Origin of the sequence: Mesorhizobium sp. M0184, from assembly GCF_040322215.1 — a bacterium.
Lineage (GTDB): Bacteria > Pseudomonadota > Alphaproteobacteria > Rhizobiales > Rhizobiaceae > Mesorhizobium.
In genome coordinates, this window is sequence record NZ_JAMYSZ010000006.1 from 196693 (window position 1) to 213943 (window position 17251).

The window sequence follows — 17251 nt, forward strand, 5'->3', positions numbered from 1 at the left end:
CTATGGGGCTGTCCCCGTCAAATTAAAAACTGTCTCTCAACCACTGACTCATTCGATGCAGTTTTCCGCCTGTTCCGGTCATCCGAAGACCGGAAATTCCCTTCGCCGGGCGGCTCTCGAAGCTCGCCATCTGCGGGTAGATCAGAAGCCCGACGGGCGTCGAAAAAGCCGGCCCCTTGGCCGCCTCGGGCAGGCCTGCCACGCCAAGCGGGCGGCCAATGCGCACATTGCGGCCGAGAATGCGGCGTGCTGCTTCTGGCAGGCCGGCAAGCTGGCTGGCACCGCCGGTCAGCACCACACGCTTGCCGACGGCGTTGCCGTAGCCGGATTTGTTCAGCCGGTCGCGCAACAATTCCAGCGTCTCGTCGATGCGGGCGCGGATGATGCGCGTCATCACCGAGCGCGGGATCTGCAACGGCACCTCGCCGTCCTCGCCGATCGGATGGATGGAAACCAGGTCGCGGTCGTCGGCACTGCCAGGCAGCGCCGAGCCATGCATCACTTTCAGCCTTTCGGCGGCATCGAGCGAGGTCGACAGGCCCTTGGCCATATCCAGCGTGACGTGGTTGCCGCCGATCGCGATGGCATCGCCATGGACGAACTTGCCTTCCGAAAACACCGAGATCGTCGTCGTGCCGCCGCCCATGTCGATGCAGGCCGCGCCCATTTCGAGCTCGTCGTCGACCAGCGCAGCAAGCCCACTGGCATAGGGCGTCGCCACCATGCGTTCGACCGACAGATGCGAGCGGTTGATGCAGAGCTCCAGATTGCGCAAGGGCGCTGCGTCGCCTGTCAGCACGTGCATGTCGACGCCAAGCTGGTCGCCAACCATGCCGCGCGGATCGCGCACACCGCGCTCGGCATCCAGCGAAAAGGCTACGGGAAGCGAATGGATCACCTCGCGCTCGGCCCGCAATGCCTGCTTGGCGCCGGCGGCAAGCACGCGCTTGATGTCGGCCTCGTCGGCCTCATGGCCGCCGAGATTGATGGTGGCCGAAAAAGCCTCGCTCTTCAGCCGGCCGGCAGTTATGTTGACGATCAGCGAATCGACCGTCAGTCCCGCCATGCGTTCGGCGGCGTCGACGGCAAGACGGATGGCGTGCTCGGCACGGTCGAGATCGATGACGACGCCCGATTTCACGCCTTGCGATTTCTGGTGGCCGATGCCGATCACCTGGACGCGATGCGAGCGTCCGCGCAGCAGCTTGCCATCGTCGCGCGGCTTGAGTTTGGCAACCACGCAGCAGACCTTGCTGGAGCCGACATCCAGCACCGTCAGGATGCCGGACCGGCGCGACGAGGCATCGCTATTGCTGCCAAGCCAGCTCATATCTTCGTCTCCGGCTTGCGCTTCAGCATCTTGGGCTTTTCGTCGAGCGCGGCTTGGCGCTGTGTCGCCGCTTCCGGCGTCAACTGGACGACCAGACGATCGGAAAGGCGCATGTCGACGGCGGCGATGTCGCGCGTCAAAAGCCCGTTCTCGTGATCCATCCTGACCAGGTCGGCAATCGCCTGATCCTCACCGTCTTCGGGAAGCTTGATCGTGATGCCGTTTTCAAGCTTGAGATCCCAGCGCCGTTCGCCGATGCGGATATAGCCCTTGATCCGCGCGGCGAGCTCCGGATAATTCTTGATCTTGGCCAGGAAATCCGGCGCTTTGGCCGGTGCGCCGGTGCCGATGATCAGCGGCAGCAATATCTGCTTGCCGCCGGAGAACGGCGCAATGACGGTGCCGGATTTCTCGATGACCGAAAGCGCGCTGCCTTGCTGCCACAGCGCGAACGGCTCGCGCTCCTCGACGCGCACTTCCAGCGTATGCGGGTAGACCTTGCGCACTGCCGCGGCTTCGACCCAGGGTAGCGTGGTGATGCGTTCGCGCGCGGCTTCGGCATCGAAGCCGATCAGTGAGGTCCAGCCGTCGAGTTCCAGCCTGTCGAGAATATCGATCTCGGACGTTTCGCGGTTGCCGACGACCTTGACTTGGTCGACGGCAAAGCCGGTGCGGGCGGTGACACTCTGGACGATGGCGTCGGAATATCCGCCGAGATAGGCGCCATAGGCACTGCTCGAAACAAGCAGTGCCGCCGACAGCATGGCAGCGCAATAGGGCGGCGCTTCGAAATCGCCCTCGCCGAGGCGCGCCAGCACGCGCACCGGCCGGCGGAGCAGGCGTGGCAGCACGAAATGGTCGAACGACAACGGCATGCCGAACAGCACCGGCCCGGCCGCGCCCTTCCCCTTGCCCTGTCCCCACTTCAACGCAGACACGAAGCGTCCTCCACCATCCAACTCAACAAATCGCCGAACGAGTGTCCCGCTTGCGCGGCGATTTCCGGCACCAAAGACGTCGGCGTCATACCCGGCTGGGTGTTGACCTCGAGCCAGACAATTTCGCCGTATTCGGAGTGACGATCGTCATAACGGAAGTCCGACCGGGAAACGCCCCGACACCCGATAGCTTGGTGAGCCTTGAGCGCCAGTGTCTGTATTTTTTGGTAAATATTCGGTGAAAGTTTTGCCGGACATTCGTGTTTTGATCCGCCCGCGACGTATTTTGAATCATAGTCGTAGAAGGAATGGCCGGTCGGGATGATCTCGCAGACACCGAGCGCCACATCGCCCATCACCGCGCACGTCAATTCCCGCCCGTGCACATAACGCTCGACCATCACCGCGTCGCCATATCTCCACTCGGACGAGCCGACGATCTGCGGCGGATGCGACTGGCCTTCATGCACGATGACGACGCCGAAGCTCGATCCTTCGTTGACCGGCTTGACGACATAGGGCGGCTTCATCGGGTGCTTGTTCTGGATGGCGAAGCGATTGGCCACCTTCGATTCCGCCACCGGAACGCCGGCCGCCTTCGCGACCTTCTTGGCCTGTTCCTTGTTCATCGCGAGCGCCGAGGCAAGCACGCCGGAATGGGTGTACGGAATGGCGAGGTACTCGAGGATGCCCTGGATGGTGCCGTCCTCGCCGAAGGGGCCGTGCAGCGCATTGAAGACGACGTCAGGCTTGAGCTCGGCGAGCACCGAGCCGATGTCACGCGAGACGTCGATGCGGGTGACCTGGTAGCCCTCCCCCTCCAGCGTATCGGCGCAGGCCTTGCCCGACGACAGGGATACGGGCCGCTCGGACGAGAATCCCCCCAGAAGGACGGCCACGTGCTTGCTTGTCATTCCCCGTCATTTCCTCTCACAGCAGGCCTGCACCATCATGCATGGCCCGAAAAGCATCGCGCGCACTCAAATACGCCGAGCAGCTTCGCTCCCGTGTTTCCGCAACATTGAGTCCGAGTCTCCCGGCAGGTTGCCCCCCCAGACGGAAACGCGAGCAACGCGTCGAAACGACTCAAATCAGGAAACGCTTCAGGGCAGAGAATCAGAGAGTTGATTCGCTGGCAAGTGCTTACGATTCCGATGGATTCACTTTCCGCAAAAACGGCAGCAAAATGTGAATTCATGACTCCGAAAGGCAACGGCGGTCAGCTTGCCTAAAGCAACTGCCCGAGAAATTCCTGGACGGCATGGCCCGGCCGAAAATTGCCGATACGCTTGATCTCCCACTGCAGCCGGATGCCTGATCTTTCGAGCACGCGCGCACGCACCGTCTCACCGAGATATTCAAGCTCGTAGCCTGTGGCGGTTCCGGTGTTGATCATGAAGTTGCAATGCATCGGCGACATCTGCGCCCCACCAACCATCAGGCCGCGGCAGCCGGCCTTGTCGATCTCCTTCCAGGCCGAGGTGCCCTCAGGATTCTTGAAGGTAGAGCCACCGGTCTTTTCGCGGATCGGCTGCACGGTCTCGCGATGGTTCTGGATAGCATCCATCGCGGCCTTGATCGCCGCCTTGTCCTCAGGAATGCCTTCGAGCAGCGCCGACGTGAAGATCAGCCCGGACGGCGCCGCTGAATGGCGATAGGCATAGCCCATATCGGCGTTGCTCAGCGTATGAACATTGCCCTTGCGGTCGAGTGCCCGCACCTCGACCACGCGCTCGCGCGTCTCGACGCCATTGGCGCCGGCGTTCATCCTCAGCGCTCCGCCAATGGCGCCGGGAATGCCGTGGTAGAAATGAAAGCCACCGATGCCGGCCTCGTAGGCAACGGCCGCAAGGCGCTTGTCGGGTGTCGCGGCGCCCGCCTTGATCGTGGTCGGCGCAATCACTTCGGTCTCGCCAAAGCCTTTGGCCGAAAGCCGGATGACAAAGCCCGCAATGCCGCCGTCACGGACAAGCAGGTTCGAGCCGACGCCGACGATGGTCAGCGGAATTTCCTCCGGCACCGCCTTCAGGAACGTGGCAAGATCGTCCTCGTCGGCCGGCTGGAACAATGCGTCCGCGAGCCCGCCGGCTCGAAACCAGGTGATCTTGTCCATCTCGGCATTGGGCGTGATGCGGCCGCGCAGTCCGGCAAGCCGGTCGCCAAGCTTCTCGATCAACGCCTGGCCGCGCATCATGAGATGGTCCCGTCGAGTTCCTTGGGCAGCGCATAGGCCCATTGGGTGATGTTGCCGGCGCCGAGGAAGACGACGAAATCGCCCGGCTTCGCCACCTCGCGCACGATCGGCGCAATCGCCGCCGGGCCTTCGATGTAGCGTGCGTCGCGATGGCCGCCGGAGCGGATGCGCGACACCAGTGCGTCGGACGTGACGCCGTCGATCGGTTCCTCGCCGGCCGCATAGACGGGCGCCACCATTACCGTATCGGCGTCGTTGAAGCAGACGGAAAACTCGTCGAACAGATCGCGCAGCCGGGTGAAGCGATGCGGTTGGGTAACGGCGATGATGCGACCCTTGGTAGCGCTGCGCGCAGCCTTCAGTACCGCCGTGATCTCGACCGGATGATGACCGTAATCGTCGAACACATCGACACCGTTCCACGAACCGGTATGGGTGAAGCGCCGCTTGACGCCCGCGAAAGACGACAGGCCCTTCTTGATTGCCTCAGCCGAAAGGCCGAGCTCATGCGCGACGGCAATCGCCGCCGTCGCATTGGAGACATTGTGGCGCCCGGGCATGGGCAGCCGCAGGCCTGATATCGTTATCTGGCCGTGCGTCTTGCGGTCGCGGATCACCACGTCGAATTCCGAGGTCGGGCCGTCCATGCGGTGATTGGTGAAGCGCACGTCGGCCTGCGCATTTTCGCCATAGGTGATGACGCGCCGGTCCTCGATGCGGCCGACCAGCGCCTGCACCTCGGGATGGTCGGTGCACATCACACCAAAGCCGTAGAACGGCACATTCTCGACGAACTGACGAAACGCTTCGCGCACTTTGTCGAAGGAGCCGTAATGGTCGAGGTGCTCGGGGTCGATATTGGTGACGACGGCAATCTCGGCCGGCAGCTTGAGGAAGGTGCCGTCGCTCTCGTCGGCCTCGACCACCATCCATTCGCCGTCTCCCATGCGGGCATTGGTGCCATAGGCATTGATGATACCGCCATTGATTACCGTCGGATCGAGCCCGCCGGCTTCGAGTAGCGTCGCCACCATCGAAGTCGTCGTCGTCTTGCCATGCGTGCCGCCGATCGCGACCGCCTGCCGGAAGCGCATAAGCTCGGCCAGCATTTCGGCGCGCCGCACGATCGGCAGCAACTTCTCTCTCGCCGCCTTCAGCTCCGGGTTGGATTTCTTGATTGCGGTGGAGACGACGACCACTTCGGCCTCGCCGAGGTTTTCGGCCTGATGGCCGACGAAGCATTCGATGCCCTTGTCGCGCAGCCGCTGCACATTGGCGCTGTCGGCCTGATCGGATCCCTGTACCTTGTAGCCGAGATTGTGCAGCACCTCGGCGATGCCGCTCATGCCGATGCCGCCAATGCCGATGAAATGCACGAGGCCGATCGTCTGTGGCATCTTCATGCGTGCGTCTCCTTCCTGAATTCCGAAACGGATTTCCTGGACGCAATAGCCTCTGTCAGATCGGCGAGCAACCGCGCAGCGTCGGGTCTTCGCACCGAGCGGGCCGCCGAGGCCATGGCGGCGAGCCTTTCGCCGTCGCCCAGCAACTCCACGATCTCGCCTGCGAGCGCCGCCGCGTCGAGGCCGGGCTGGCGCCGCATCACCGCGCCCCCCGCATTGACGAGGATCTGCGCATTGTGGCCTTGATCGTCGTCGAGGGCATGCGGAAGAGGCACGAGGATGGCCGGCCGGCCGATCACCGAAAGCTCGAGCACCGTCGACGCGCCCGAGCGTGAGACGACGAGATGCGCGGCGGCCATGCGCGCCGGCAGATCGGAGAAGAACGACGCGACCTCGGCCTCGATGCCGAGAGCGCGGTAGTGCTCTCTCACCCGCGCCTCGTCCTCGCAGCGCGCCTGCTGCACGATGCTCAGCCGCGAGCGCATTGCGCTGGGCATCGCCGCCACCGCCTCAGGCACAGTGTCGGAAAAATAGCGCGCGCCCTGGCTGCCGCCGAAGACGAGCAGCCGCAGCGGCCCGCCGGGCTCGGGCACGGCATAGGGCCTGCCGGCCATGTCGAGCACCGCCTGCCGGACCGGATTGCCCGTCTCCACGATCTTGGCCGAGAAGGGACCGGAGGCCTTGAGGAAGCCTCCCGCAATCGCCGTCACCCGCGGCGCGAGCGCCTTGTTGGCGCGGCCCATTACCGCGTTCTGCTCATGGATCAGCGTTGGCGCACCGCGTCGCGTCGCCGCGAACAGCGGCGGCAGCGTCGGATAGCCGCCGAAGCCCACCACCGCATTCGGCCTCAGCCGGGCGATCAGGGCGGACGACTGGCGGAATCCACGCCACAGGGTCCAGAAGGTCCGCGCGACAGTCAGCGGATTTCTCGACCCGAAGGTAGCGGAGGCGATAGCGTGGACGCCGTCGCCGGGGAACCTGCCGGCATAGCGCTCGGCGCGGTCGTCGGTGGCCAGATGTACCGCCCAGCCGCGCGTCTTGAGCTCATGTGCCAGCGCCTCGGCCGGGAACAGATGTCCGCCGGTTCCGCCTGCCGCCAGAAGGATGACCCCCTTCGCCATCTCACTCCGCCGGCATCGCACGCGGCGACGGCATGAAGCCCAGCTGCTTGCGCTTTTCCGGGCGCTTGCGCGTCAGCGCCAGCACCATGCCCATCGAGATGGCGATCGCGATCTGCGAAGAGCCGCCGTAGGAGATGAACGGCAGCGTCATTCCCTTGGCCGGCATCAGCTGCAGATTGACGGCCATGTTGATGACCGACTGCAGGCCGAAGACCGTGACCAGGCCGCCAACCGCGTAGCGGGTGAAATCGTCCTGCTCCCTGAGCGCCGTGTTGAGACCGCGCAGCACGATGAAGCCGAAGATGGACATGATGAAGAAACACATGATCAGCCCGAATTCCTCGCCGGCGACAGAGAAGACGAAGTCGGCGTGGCTGTCGGGGATGACCCGCTTGACGGTACCCTCGCCCGGCCCGACGCCGAACCAGCCGCCATTGATCAGCGCCTCGCGGCCCATGTCGACCTGGAACGTGTCGCCCTCGCCGGTCATGAAGCGGTCGATACGGCCGGCAACGTGCGGGAACACTGCATAGGCGGCGAACACGCCGCCGACGCCTGCAGCACCCAGCGCGACGATCCACAGCCACGGCAATCCGGCCATGAAGAACATCACCCCCCAGGTGCCGAGCACCAGCATGGTCTGCCCAAGGTCAGGCTGCGCCACCAGCAGCGAGATGACCAGTGCAAGCAGCAACATGGCGAACAAATTGCCCGGAATGTCGGGCTGGCGCTTGTGCTCGGCGAACAACCAGGCGCAGATGATGACGAAGGCCGGTTTCAGGAACTCGGACGGCTGGATCGACAGGCCGGCTAGCGACACCCAGCGCCGCGCGCCCTTCACCTCGACGCCGATATAGAGCACCGCCACCATCAGAAACAGCATGATGCACAACATGACCAGCGCCATGCGCCGGATCTGCCTGGATTCAAGGAACGAGACGGCCAGCATTACCCCAAGCGCCGGAATGGTGAAGATAATCTGGCGTGTCGCGAAGTGGAAACTGTCTAGCCCGATGCGCTCGGCCACCGCCGGGCTTGCGGCGAAGGACAAAACGATGCCGAGCCCCATCAGCGACAGGAACGCCGCCAGGAACCAGCGATCGATCGTCCACCACCAGGTCGCCACAGGGCTTTTGTCGAGACGGCTTTGCATTATCGTGTCCCTCCGATGGGCTTCACGCCATCAATGGCGGTTGCGGCTTGCCTGAACGCCTCACCGCGCACTTCGAAATTCTTGAACTGGTCGAAACTGGCGCAGGCCGGCGACAGCAGCACCACTGCCTCGCCGCTACTATCCCTGGCCGCATCGCGGGCGGCGTGTTCGACTGCCGCCGCCAACGTGCCTGATATCTCGTAGGGCACCGCTTCGCCCAGCGTCGCCGAAAAGGCCGGTGCGGCTTCGCCGATCAGATAGGCCTTGGCGATGCGCGGGAAGAAGCCGCGTAACGGCTCGATGCCGCCCTCTTTCGGCAGGCCGCCGGCAATCCAGTAGATACGCGCAAAGCTCGACAGCGCCGGTGCAGCGGCATCGGCATTGGTCGCCTTGGAATCGTTGACGAACAGCACATGCCCTTTGCGGCCGACCTGCTCCATGCGGTGCGCCAGCCCAGGGAAACTCTCCAGTCCGGATTGGATCTCGCCGAGCTCGAGCCCGACCTTGAGGCAGGCGGCGGCGGCGGCCAGCGCGTTCTGCGCATTGTGCTGGCCGCGCAACGAGCCGATGCCTTCGAGGAAGGCGACACGGCTGTAGCGGCCGTGCACGGCTTCCATTAAGTTGGTGCCGTCAGCGAAATAACCGTCGGTCAGCGGCAGGCGCTTGGAGATGCGGATGACCTGGCGGCCGGCCCGCTCCAGCCGATCGGCGATCTGGGCGCACCAGGAATCGTCGACACCGATGATTGCCGTCTCGCTGCCGGCCACCAGCCGCTCCTTGATCGAGGCGTAGTGTTGCATCGTGCCATGGCGGTCGAGATGGTCCGGCGTCAGGTTGAGCAGGACACCGGCCGTCGGATTGATCGAAGGGGCAAGATCGATCTGGTAGGAAGAGCACTCAACCACATAGTGCCGTTCAGGCTGCGGCGGATCGAGCGTCATCACCGCGCGGCCGATATTGCCGCCCATCTGCGTGTCGCGCCCAGCCGATTTTAGGATGTGCGCCGTCAGTGCCGTGGTCGTCGACTTGCCGTTGGTGCCGGTAATGGCAATGAAAGGTGCTGCCGGTGCCAGCAGCAGCCGCTCGCGGCAGAAAAGCTCGATGTCGCCGATGATCTCCACGCCTGAGCCCCGCGCCAGCTCGACGGTCCAGTGCGGCTTGGGATGCGTCAGAGGCACGCCGGGCGACAGCACGAAGGCAGAAAACCTCGCCCAGTCCGCACCGCGCAGGTCCGCTGTCGTGATGCCGACCGCGCCGGCTTTGGCGACGCTGTCGGGATTGTCGTCCCAGGCCAGCACATCCGCGCCGCCCTCGATCAGCGCGCGCGCCGTGGCAATCCCCGAGCCACCGAGCCCGAAGAGCGAAACGCGCTTGCCTGAAAAGGATGCGGCGGGGATCAAGCGGCCTCCTATCTGAGCTTCAGGGTCGACAGGCCGACCAGCGCCAGGATGACGGCGATGATCCAGAAGCGGATCACCACCTGGCTTTCGGTCCAGCCGAGCTTTTCGAAATGATGGTGGATCGGCGCCATCAGGAAGACGCGCTTGCCGGTCATCTTGAAGTAGCCGACCTGGATGATGACCGAGAATATCTCGACGACGAACAGGCCGCCGACGATGACCAGCACGATCTCGTGCTTTGTCGCCACCGCGACCGTGCCGATCAGCCCACCCAGCGCCAGCGAGCCGGTGTCGCCCATGAAGATCGCCGCCGGCGGCGCATTGAACCAGAGGAAGCCAAGCCCGGCGCCGATCACCGCTCCAAGGACCACCGCAAGTTCACCGGTGCCGGGCACGAAATGGATCTGCAGATATTCGGCGAACACCGCGTTGCCGGAGAGATAGGCGATGACGCCGAAGGATGCGGCGGCGATCATGATCGGCACGATCGCCAGCCCGTCGAGACCGTCGGTCAGGTTCACCGCATTGCCGGCGCCGACGATGACGAAGCACGAGAACGGGATGAAGAACCAGCCGAGATTGACGAGAAACTCCTTGGCGAAAGGGAATGTCAACGATGACGAGAACGGCGCCTGGCCGTTATGCATGATCACCCAGGCGGCGATGCCGGCGATGACGAATTCGAGCCCCAGCCGCGCCTTGCCGGAAAAGCCGAGATGCGATTGCTTGGTTACTTTGAGATAATCGTCGTAAAAGCCGATCGAGCCGAATCCCAGCGTCACCAGAAGGACCACCCAGACGTAGATGCTCGACAGGTTCGCCCACAGCAGGGACGAACCGACGATGCCGGACAGGATCATCAGTCCGCCCATTGTCGGCGTTCCCGCCTTCTTGAAATGCGTCTGCGGCCCGTCGGCACGGATCGGCTGGCCCTTGCCTTGCCGCAGCCGCAGCGAATTGATGATGGTCGGTCCGAAGATGAACACGATCAGCGCCGCTGTGATCAGCGCTCCGCCGGTGCGGAATGTTATGTAGCGGAAGACGTTGAAGACCGAGATCTTGTCCGCAAATTCGACGAGCAGTGTTAGCATGCGCTTGCGTCCCCCGGACCGATCCTAGGTCTGTCTGCTGGTTGTGGCTTCCGCCGGAAACTTGCCGAGCAACGCCTCGACCAGCTTTGAAAAGCCTATGCCCTTCGACGATTTGATCATGACCACGTCGCCGGGCTTCAATTCCGATAGAAGAATCGGTTTCAGATCTTCCGCACCGGCGCGGTATTCCGTCTTGATCTCGCCGGGCAAAACGTCGGCCAGCGCCCGCATTTCCGGACCGCCGAGAAAGACCGTGCGCGTGTCGGTGCCGACGATCAGACCGGCAAGCGCGGCATGCAATTTCGCCGAATGGCTGCCGAGCTCGAGCATATCACCGAGCACGGCAATGCGCCTGCCCTCGCCCGACACCGGCGTCGTGTTGAGCAGTGCCATTGCAGCGCTCATCGACGCCGGATTGGCGTTGTAGCTCTCGTCGATCAGCGTGATCGGCCCGTTGGGGTGACGCAACACATAGCGCTTGCCGCGTCCGCGTTCGGGCGAAAGATCGGCCAGCGCCTGCGCAACTCTGGTGACGTCGGCGCCGACCAGATGCGCGGCACCAAGCACCGCGAGCACGTTCTGCACCATATGGCGGCCCGGCGCGCCGATCCTGGCGACAATCTCGTGCCCGCCAATCTTGGCGGTGATGACCGAGTGATCGGCATTGAGCTCGCATTTGATCAGCTTGAAGGTCGCCCGGGCATTCTCGCCGAACCCGTAGACATGCTCGACGCCGGCCTCTTTGGCCATCTTCTCCAGCAGCTTCCAGCGCGCATCGTCGCGGTTGAGAAGGGCGGCGCCACCGGGCTCCAGTCCCTCGAAAACCTCTGCCTTGGCCTTGGCGATCTCGTCCAGGTTGCGGAAGAAGCCGAGGTGAGCCGCCGCGATCAACGTGACGATGGCGACATGCGGCCGGACCATCTTGACCAGAGGCCGGATCTCGTCGGGATGGTTCATGCCGATCTCGAAGACGGCATAGTCGCAATCCTGCGGCATGCGCGCCAGCGTCAGCGGCACGCCCCAGTGATTGTTGAACGACTGGGCCGATGCATGCACCGTACCGACCGCGGAGAGAGCGTGGCGTAGCGCTTCCTTGGTGGTGGTCTTGCCCGCCGACCCGGTCACGGCAATCACCCTGGCCTTTGAGCGTGCGCGCGCGGCAACGCCGAGCTTTTCCAGAGCGACAAGCACGTCCTCCACGACGATCATCGGTGCCGTCAGCCGCCCCAGCGACGGCAGCTTGCCCTCGGCGACGACCAGCACCCCGGCGCCCGCCTTGATGGCGGCGGTGACGAAATCATGGCCGTCCATGGCCTCGCCCTTGACGGCGAAGAAAGCGTCTCCCGGCTGCAGGCTGCGGCTGTCGATGGAAATGCCGGCGATGCCTTCAGGCATCGGACCGAGCGGCCGGCCATCCATGGCGGCAACCAGCGCCTCGGAGGTCCACAGATAGCTCACGTCGCTTGCTCCCGCAGCGCCGAGCGAACTTCCTCATGATCGGAAAAATGCAGCGTCTCGGTGCCGATGGTCTGGCCTTCCTCATGGCCCTTGCCGGCCACGATCAGCGTGTCGCCAGCGTGAAGCATCCCGACCGCCTCGTGGATGGCCTTGCGCCGGTCGCCGATCTCGATGGCGCCAGGTGCGGCCGCCAGGATCGCGGCGCGGATCGTCTCGGGTACTTCCGAGCGGGGATTGTCGTCGGTGACGATGACGACGTCGGCCAGCCTTGTGGCGATCTCGCCCATGATCGGCCGCTTGCCCCGGTCGCGGTCGCCGCCGCAACCGAATACGACGATGACGCGGCCGGTGGTAAAGGGGCGCACCGAAGCCAGCACGTTTTCCAGCGCATCCGGCTTGTGCGCGTAGTCGACATAGACCGGTGCGCCGTTGGCGGCCGTCCCGACAAGGTCGAGCCGTCCCGGCGCGCCCTTCAATTTCTCCAGCGCCATCAACGCCTTGGCAACAGATGTTCCAGTCGAAATAGCGAGGCCGGCCGACACCAGCGCATTTGCAATCTGGAAGTCGCCGGCCAGCGGCAAGTCGACTTCATGGAGAACGCCGTCCGCTTCGACCTCGGCGCGCTGGCGGTGGCGCTCGTGCTCGACCCGCTTCAGCCGCAGGAAATCGCCGTGGCGGCCGACCGTCAGCACATTCAGTCCCCCTGCCCGCGCCGCCTTGATCGTCGGCTCCGACCACGGGTCGTCGGCAAAGATGACCGCCGGCGCGCCCTTCGGCAGCAGCGCGTCGAACAGACGCAATTTGGCGCGATGATAGTCCTCGACCGTCGGATGATAGTCCATATGGTCGCGGCCGAGATTGGTGAAGCCGCCGGCCGCAAGCTTGACGCCGTCGAGCCGGCGCTGGTCGAGGCCATGGCTGGACGCTTCCATCGAGGCGTGGGTGACGCCGGCCTCCGCCAACTCCTTGAGCAGCCTGTGCAGTGCCACCGGATCCGGCGTGGTCAGCGAGCCATATTCGTTGCGGCCTGGCGCCACCACGCCGGTCGTGCCGATCGAGGCGGCGGCGAAACCCGCCTGCTCCCATATCTGCCGGGTGAATGCGGCGACCGAGGTCTTGCCGCTGGTTCCGGTCACCGCGACCATGGTTTGCGGTTGCATGCCGAAAAAACGTGCAGCACTCAGCGCCAGCGCAAGGCGCGGATCGTCTACGGCAAGAACCGGGACTGGCAGCCCGGCGACGGCACCGCCCTTGCCGACCACGATCGCTGCAGCGCCTCGGCTCGCGGCATCGGCTGCGTAGGCTGCGCCATCCGCCTTGGAGCCGGTGAGCGCGAAAAAGACGACGCCCCGTGTTACCTGGCGGGAATCCGACGAAATCCCTGTAACCTCCATGTCGAAGGAAGCTGTCCCCTCGACAGGCAGGATACCGGCTAGATTTTTCAGCTTCATCGAACCCCGTTCATCGCAACAAAATAGCGCGCAGTTGCCGGCGCGCCCCAAGAATCACTGATAGGAAACCAGCGTTGCACCATTTTCATGGCTGAAATCTGGCTTCACGCCAAGCATGGAAGCCGCACGTCGGATGATGTTTGCAGCCATGATGCCCGCGTTCGAGGCGGCCGTAGCACCCATGCCGGGCTTTTCCGGCTTCGGTTCGTCGGCGATCGTAAGCACTATGTATTGCGGATCGTCCATCGGGAAAGCCGCAACGAAGGCGTTGAAATTCTTTTCCTTCGAGTAACGGCCGTTGACAACCTTCTCCGCCGTTCCCGTCTTGCCGCCCACCCGGTATCCTGGCACCCGTGCATTGCGGCCGGATCCCTTTTCGGCATTGAGTGCATAGAGATAGCGCATGCCCTCGACCGTCTTGTCGCTGACCACTTTCTTGGCCACCGCCATCGCCTGCTCCTGCGTGCGCGGCAGGAAGGTCGGGTCCATCAGATAGCCGCCATTCATCAGCGCGGCGCAGCCGACCGCTGTCTGCAGCGGCGTCGTCGACACACCGTGGCCGAAGGCGATGGTGATCGAATTGACCTGCTTCCAGACCTTGGGCTCGGTCGGCCGAGCGACTTCCGGCAGTTCGGTCTGCATCTTCTCGAGGATTCCCAGGCGATGCAGGAATTCGCGGTGTCCGTCGATGCCAACCGCTTCGGCTTCCTTGGCAGAGCCGATATTGGAGGAGTAGATGAACACTTCCGGCACCGACAGTACCCGGCCCTTGCCATGGAAATCATGGATGGTTTGATGGCCGATCCTGATCGGGCGCGACGCGTCGAAACGGCTTTGCAGCGTTATCTTGCCGGAATCGAGCGCCATGGCAGTGGTGAAGCTCTTGAAGGTCGACCCCATTTCATAGAGGCCGGCCGACATACGGTTGAGCCGGTCCTTGTCCTGCGCGTTATAGGGGTTGTTCGGATCGAAATCCGGAACCGACGCCATCGCCAGCACCTCGCCGGTCTTGACGTTGAGCACGACGGCGCCCGCCGCGATGGCGTGGTACTTTTCCATGCCGGTGGCGACCTCGTCGCGCACGATATGCTGGACGCGCAGGTCGATCGAGAGCTGCACCGGCTTCAAATCCTTGGCCACCGCGAGGCCCGACGCCTGAAGATCGCTCAAGCCCTGTTCGTCGATGTATTTCTCCATGCCGGAGATGCCCTGATTGTCGATGTTGGTGAGGCCGACAATGTAGGACGAGGTTTCGCCGGCCGGATAGAACCGGCGCTTTTCGGTGCGAAAGCCGAATCCGGGGATGCCGAGTTGCATGATGTCGGCCTGCTGCTTCGGCGTCAGTTGCCGCTGCAGCCAGACGAACCCGGCGCCGCTCTTCAGCTTGTTATATGTCTGCTCGTAGTCGATCTCGGGAAGCACCGTCGACAGCTTTTCGATCGCCTCGTCGGCATCGACGATGCGGCGCGGTTCGGCAAACAGCGACGCGGTCTTGATGTCGGTCGCCAGCACTTCGCCGTTACGGTCGACGATGTCGGGTCGCGATGCCGTCACCCGGCTCTGCGGGCCGCCCGACAGGTCGGGATTCTGGAAACCCAGATAGACCAGCCGCCCGGCAATGGTCGAATAGATGCCGAAGAACACCGCCATGGTCATGACGATGCGGGTCCTGCCCTTGCCACCGGTCGCCTTGCGGGCACCTTCGACCACGATCGATCCGCCTGCACCGGCCTGTGAACCGCTCTTCAGCAGCCTGCCAATCTTTGGAAATCTGGCAGCCATTGGAAATCCGGTGATCATTGGACGATGCCTCCGGTCACCACGGGATCTTTGCCGCCGATATCGGCCATGCCGCCCAGCCGCTGCGATGAAAGGTCCTCGATGTTGACGGGTTTCGCCGGCAGATCGTCCAGCCCGACGATCTGCCGCGCATTGACCGGCTCGAGTCCGAGTTGCGATTTGTAGATTTCGGTGAGCTTCTGCAGGCGCGACGGCTGGGTAAGCAGGCTCCAGTCCGCCTTGAGCAGGTCGATCGTGTCCTCCTCATAACGGATCTGCGCCTGGATCTTGTGCACTGCCGCCAGTTGCTCCTCGGCCTCGCGCTTGGTCTTGTAGGTCAGGGCAGCCGCCGAAACCATGACGGCGATCAGGACTATGTCGCTGGTACGAAACACGTGCTCACCTCTCTCCCGGTCGATCGGCGCCGGGAAGCTTTGGGCCAGGCAGTTTTGGCAGGCCGAAAATCGAAAAATCGCCGGCACGCGCCGGCGCCTCTGTACGGATTGCAGTGCGCAGCCTTGCCGAGCGCGCCCGCGGATTTGCCGATATCTCGGCATCGCCAGGCGTCACGCCGCCGCCCTTCTTGGTGAAGGTGGCGGTGCGCGCCTGCGCCTCGGGCAGGTGCCGCGATCCGGTCGCTGAATCGGCTCTGTCGGCGATGAAGCGCTTGACGATGCGGTCCTCGAGGGAATGGAAGGTCACCACGACAAGCCGCCCGCCCGGTTTCAGCGCGCGCTCGGCGGCAAACAGTGCCTTGGCCAGTTCGCCGAGTTCGTCATTGACGAAGATGCGCAGCGCCTGGAAAACGCGGGTGGCCGGATGGATCTTGTCTTTCGGCGCGCGACCGATATGCGTCTCGATGGCATCGGCAAGGTCGAGCGTGCGCTCGAAGGGGCGTTTTTCGCGACGGCTCTCGATCATGCGGGCGATGCGCCCGGCATGGCGTTCCTCGCCGAGAAAACCGAAGATGCGGGCAAGATCGCCCACCTTGAAGGTGTTGACGACATCGGCGGCGCTCAGGCCCGCCTGCGCCATGCGCATGTCGAGCGGTCCATCGGCCCGGAATGAAAAGCCGCGCTCCGGCTGGTCGATCTGCATGGAGGAGATGCCGATGTCGAGCACGACGCCATCGGCACTTTCAACCTGCTCGTCGAGCGTCGAGAACGGTGCCTGGACAAGCCTGAGCTTGCCGCCGGACTGCTGTTCAAGGGCCCGCCCCGCCGCGATCGCATCCGGATCGCGGTCGATGGCGACGACCGAGGCTCCGCTTGCCAGAATGGCCTTCGTGTAGCCGCCGGCACCGAACGTGCCGTCGACGATCACCTCGCCTTTTGTCGGCGCCAGCGCCTCCAGAACTTCGGCAAGGAGGACCGGAATGTGACGGGCTGGTCCGCCAGCGGCATGAACTTCATCGCCGTCGCCCGCCATCATTCCGGCCGCTCCCCGGGCTTCGTCCCCTGCCGAAGCTGCAAAAGCCGGGCGCGTGCTTCCGTCCCATAGGCGCTGAGCCGTCCCGGCTCCCAGATCTGAAAGAAATTGCCGCGGCCAACGAAGGCCACTTCCGCTGAAATGCCGGTATGCTCGCGAATGAAATCGCTCATCGTGATACGGCCGTCCTGGTCGAGCTTCAGAAACGTTCCATCGCCATGGCAGAAGAACGACATGTCGTCCGCCGTCTGCAGGAACGGGTCTTCCTGGGCGATGCGCTGCTCGTAGCGATCGAGCAGGTCGAGCCCACCGACATCCATCGCCGGGCGATCCAGGCAGCGTAGCGCATAAAGTTCCGAATAGCCGCGTTTCTGCACAACGGCACGGAAATGCGCCGGCACGGACACCCGTCCCTTCGCATCGATCCTGTTCACCGCGTTCGACAGAAACCGGTCCATTACGCGTTACGGCCGCTTGCGCCGCCGCACCCCTCTGCATCTTCCTG

General features: G+C 63.9%; 15 protein-coding genes. All 15 read right to left on the minus strand.

Going from position 1 to position 17251, the window contains the following annotated elements:
• Positions 1-22: 22 nt before the first annotated feature.
• The 15 genes from ftsA to mraZ all read right to left on the minus strand — a co-directional run bounded on the left by ftsA (position 23) and on the right by mraZ (position 17204).
• The gene (gene ftsA / locus NKJ23_RS10580) at positions 23-1330 is read right to left on the minus strand and encodes a cell division protein FtsA (RefSeq protein WP_352680261.1); all 1308 of its coding nucleotides are present in this window, start codon (positions 1328-1330) and stop codon (positions 23-25) included.
• On the minus strand, positions 1327-2268 hold the full coding sequence (locus NKJ23_RS10585) for a cell division protein FtsQ/DivIB (RefSeq protein ID WP_352680262.1): 942 nt from the start codon (positions 2266-2268) through the stop codon (positions 1327-1329). Before NKJ23_RS10585 ends, ftsA begins: the two co-directional genes overlap by 4 nt.
• Complete coding sequence (locus NKJ23_RS10590; protein WP_352680263.1) at positions 2256-3182, minus strand: D-alanine--D-alanine ligase; 927 nt, start codon at positions 3180-3182, stop codon at positions 2256-2258. Before NKJ23_RS10590 ends, NKJ23_RS10585 begins: the two co-directional genes overlap by 13 nt.
• A 314-nt stretch (positions 3183-3496) precedes the next feature.
• Positions 3497-4462, minus strand: a complete 966-nt coding sequence (gene murB, locus NKJ23_RS10595) for a UDP-N-acetylmuramate dehydrogenase (RefSeq protein WP_352680264.1) — start codon at positions 4460-4462, stop codon at positions 3497-3499.
• On the minus strand, positions 4459-5865 hold the full coding sequence (gene murC / locus NKJ23_RS10600) for a UDP-N-acetylmuramate--L-alanine ligase (protein WP_352680265.1): 1407 nt from the start codon (positions 5863-5865) through the stop codon (positions 4459-4461). The genes murB and murC overlap by 4 nt, the downstream gene beginning before the upstream one ends.
• The gene (gene murG, locus NKJ23_RS10605; RefSeq protein ID WP_352680266.1) at positions 5862-6986 is read right to left on the minus strand and encodes an undecaprenyldiphospho-muramoylpentapeptide beta-N-acetylglucosaminyltransferase; all 1125 of its coding nucleotides are present in this window, start codon (positions 6984-6986) and stop codon (positions 5862-5864) included. The genes murC and murG overlap by 4 nt, the downstream gene beginning before the upstream one ends.
• A gap of 1 nt (position 6987) precedes the next feature.
• The gene (gene ftsW / locus NKJ23_RS10610; protein WP_352456168.1) at positions 6988-8139 is read right to left on the minus strand and encodes a putative lipid II flippase FtsW; all 1152 of its coding nucleotides are present in this window, start codon (positions 8137-8139) and stop codon (positions 6988-6990) included.
• Positions 8139-9539, minus strand: coding sequence for a UDP-N-acetylmuramoyl-L-alanine--D-glutamate ligase (gene murD / locus NKJ23_RS10615; RefSeq protein WP_352647391.1), 1401 nt, complete (start codon positions 9537-9539; stop codon positions 8139-8141). Before murD ends, ftsW begins: the two co-directional genes overlap by 1 nt.
• An 8-nt stretch (positions 9540-9547) precedes the next feature.
• Entirely contained in the window at positions 9548-10630 is a 1083-nt protein-coding gene (mraY, locus tag NKJ23_RS10620) for a phospho-N-acetylmuramoyl-pentapeptide-transferase (protein ID WP_023676767.1), read from the minus strand.
• Positions 10631-10654: 24 nt separating this feature from the next.
• Complete coding sequence (locus NKJ23_RS10625) at positions 10655-12088, minus strand: UDP-N-acetylmuramoylalanyl-D-glutamyl-2,6-diaminopimelate--D-alanyl-D-alanine ligase (RefSeq protein WP_352680267.1); 1434 nt, start codon at positions 12086-12088, stop codon at positions 10655-10657.
• A complete protein-coding gene (locus tag NKJ23_RS10630; RefSeq protein WP_352680268.1) occupies positions 12085-13539 on the minus strand; it encodes a UDP-N-acetylmuramoyl-L-alanyl-D-glutamate--2,6-diaminopimelate ligase in 1455 nt (484 codons plus the stop codon). The genes NKJ23_RS10625 and NKJ23_RS10630 overlap by 4 nt, the downstream gene beginning before the upstream one ends.
• Positions 13540-13593: 54 nt before the next feature.
• Positions 13594-15321, minus strand: coding sequence for a peptidoglycan D,D-transpeptidase FtsI family protein (locus NKJ23_RS10635; RefSeq protein WP_352680269.1), 1728 nt, complete (start codon positions 15319-15321; stop codon positions 13594-13596).
• Positions 15322-15335: 14 nt separating this feature from the next.
• Positions 15336-15713, minus strand: a complete 378-nt coding sequence (ftsL, locus tag NKJ23_RS10640) for a cell division protein FtsL (RefSeq protein WP_023676771.1) — start codon at positions 15711-15713, stop codon at positions 15336-15338.
• 4 nt (positions 15714-15717) lie between these two features.
• Complete coding sequence (gene rsmH / locus NKJ23_RS10645; RefSeq protein WP_352589451.1) at positions 15718-16749, minus strand: 16S rRNA (cytosine(1402)-N(4))-methyltransferase RsmH; 1032 nt, start codon at positions 16747-16749, stop codon at positions 15718-15720.
• Complete coding sequence (mraZ, locus tag NKJ23_RS10650) at positions 16746-17204, minus strand: division/cell wall cluster transcriptional repressor MraZ (RefSeq protein ID WP_254818997.1); 459 nt, start codon at positions 17202-17204, stop codon at positions 16746-16748. The genes rsmH and mraZ overlap by 4 nt, the downstream gene beginning before the upstream one ends.
• Between the last annotated feature and the right edge of the window lie 47 nt (positions 17205-17251).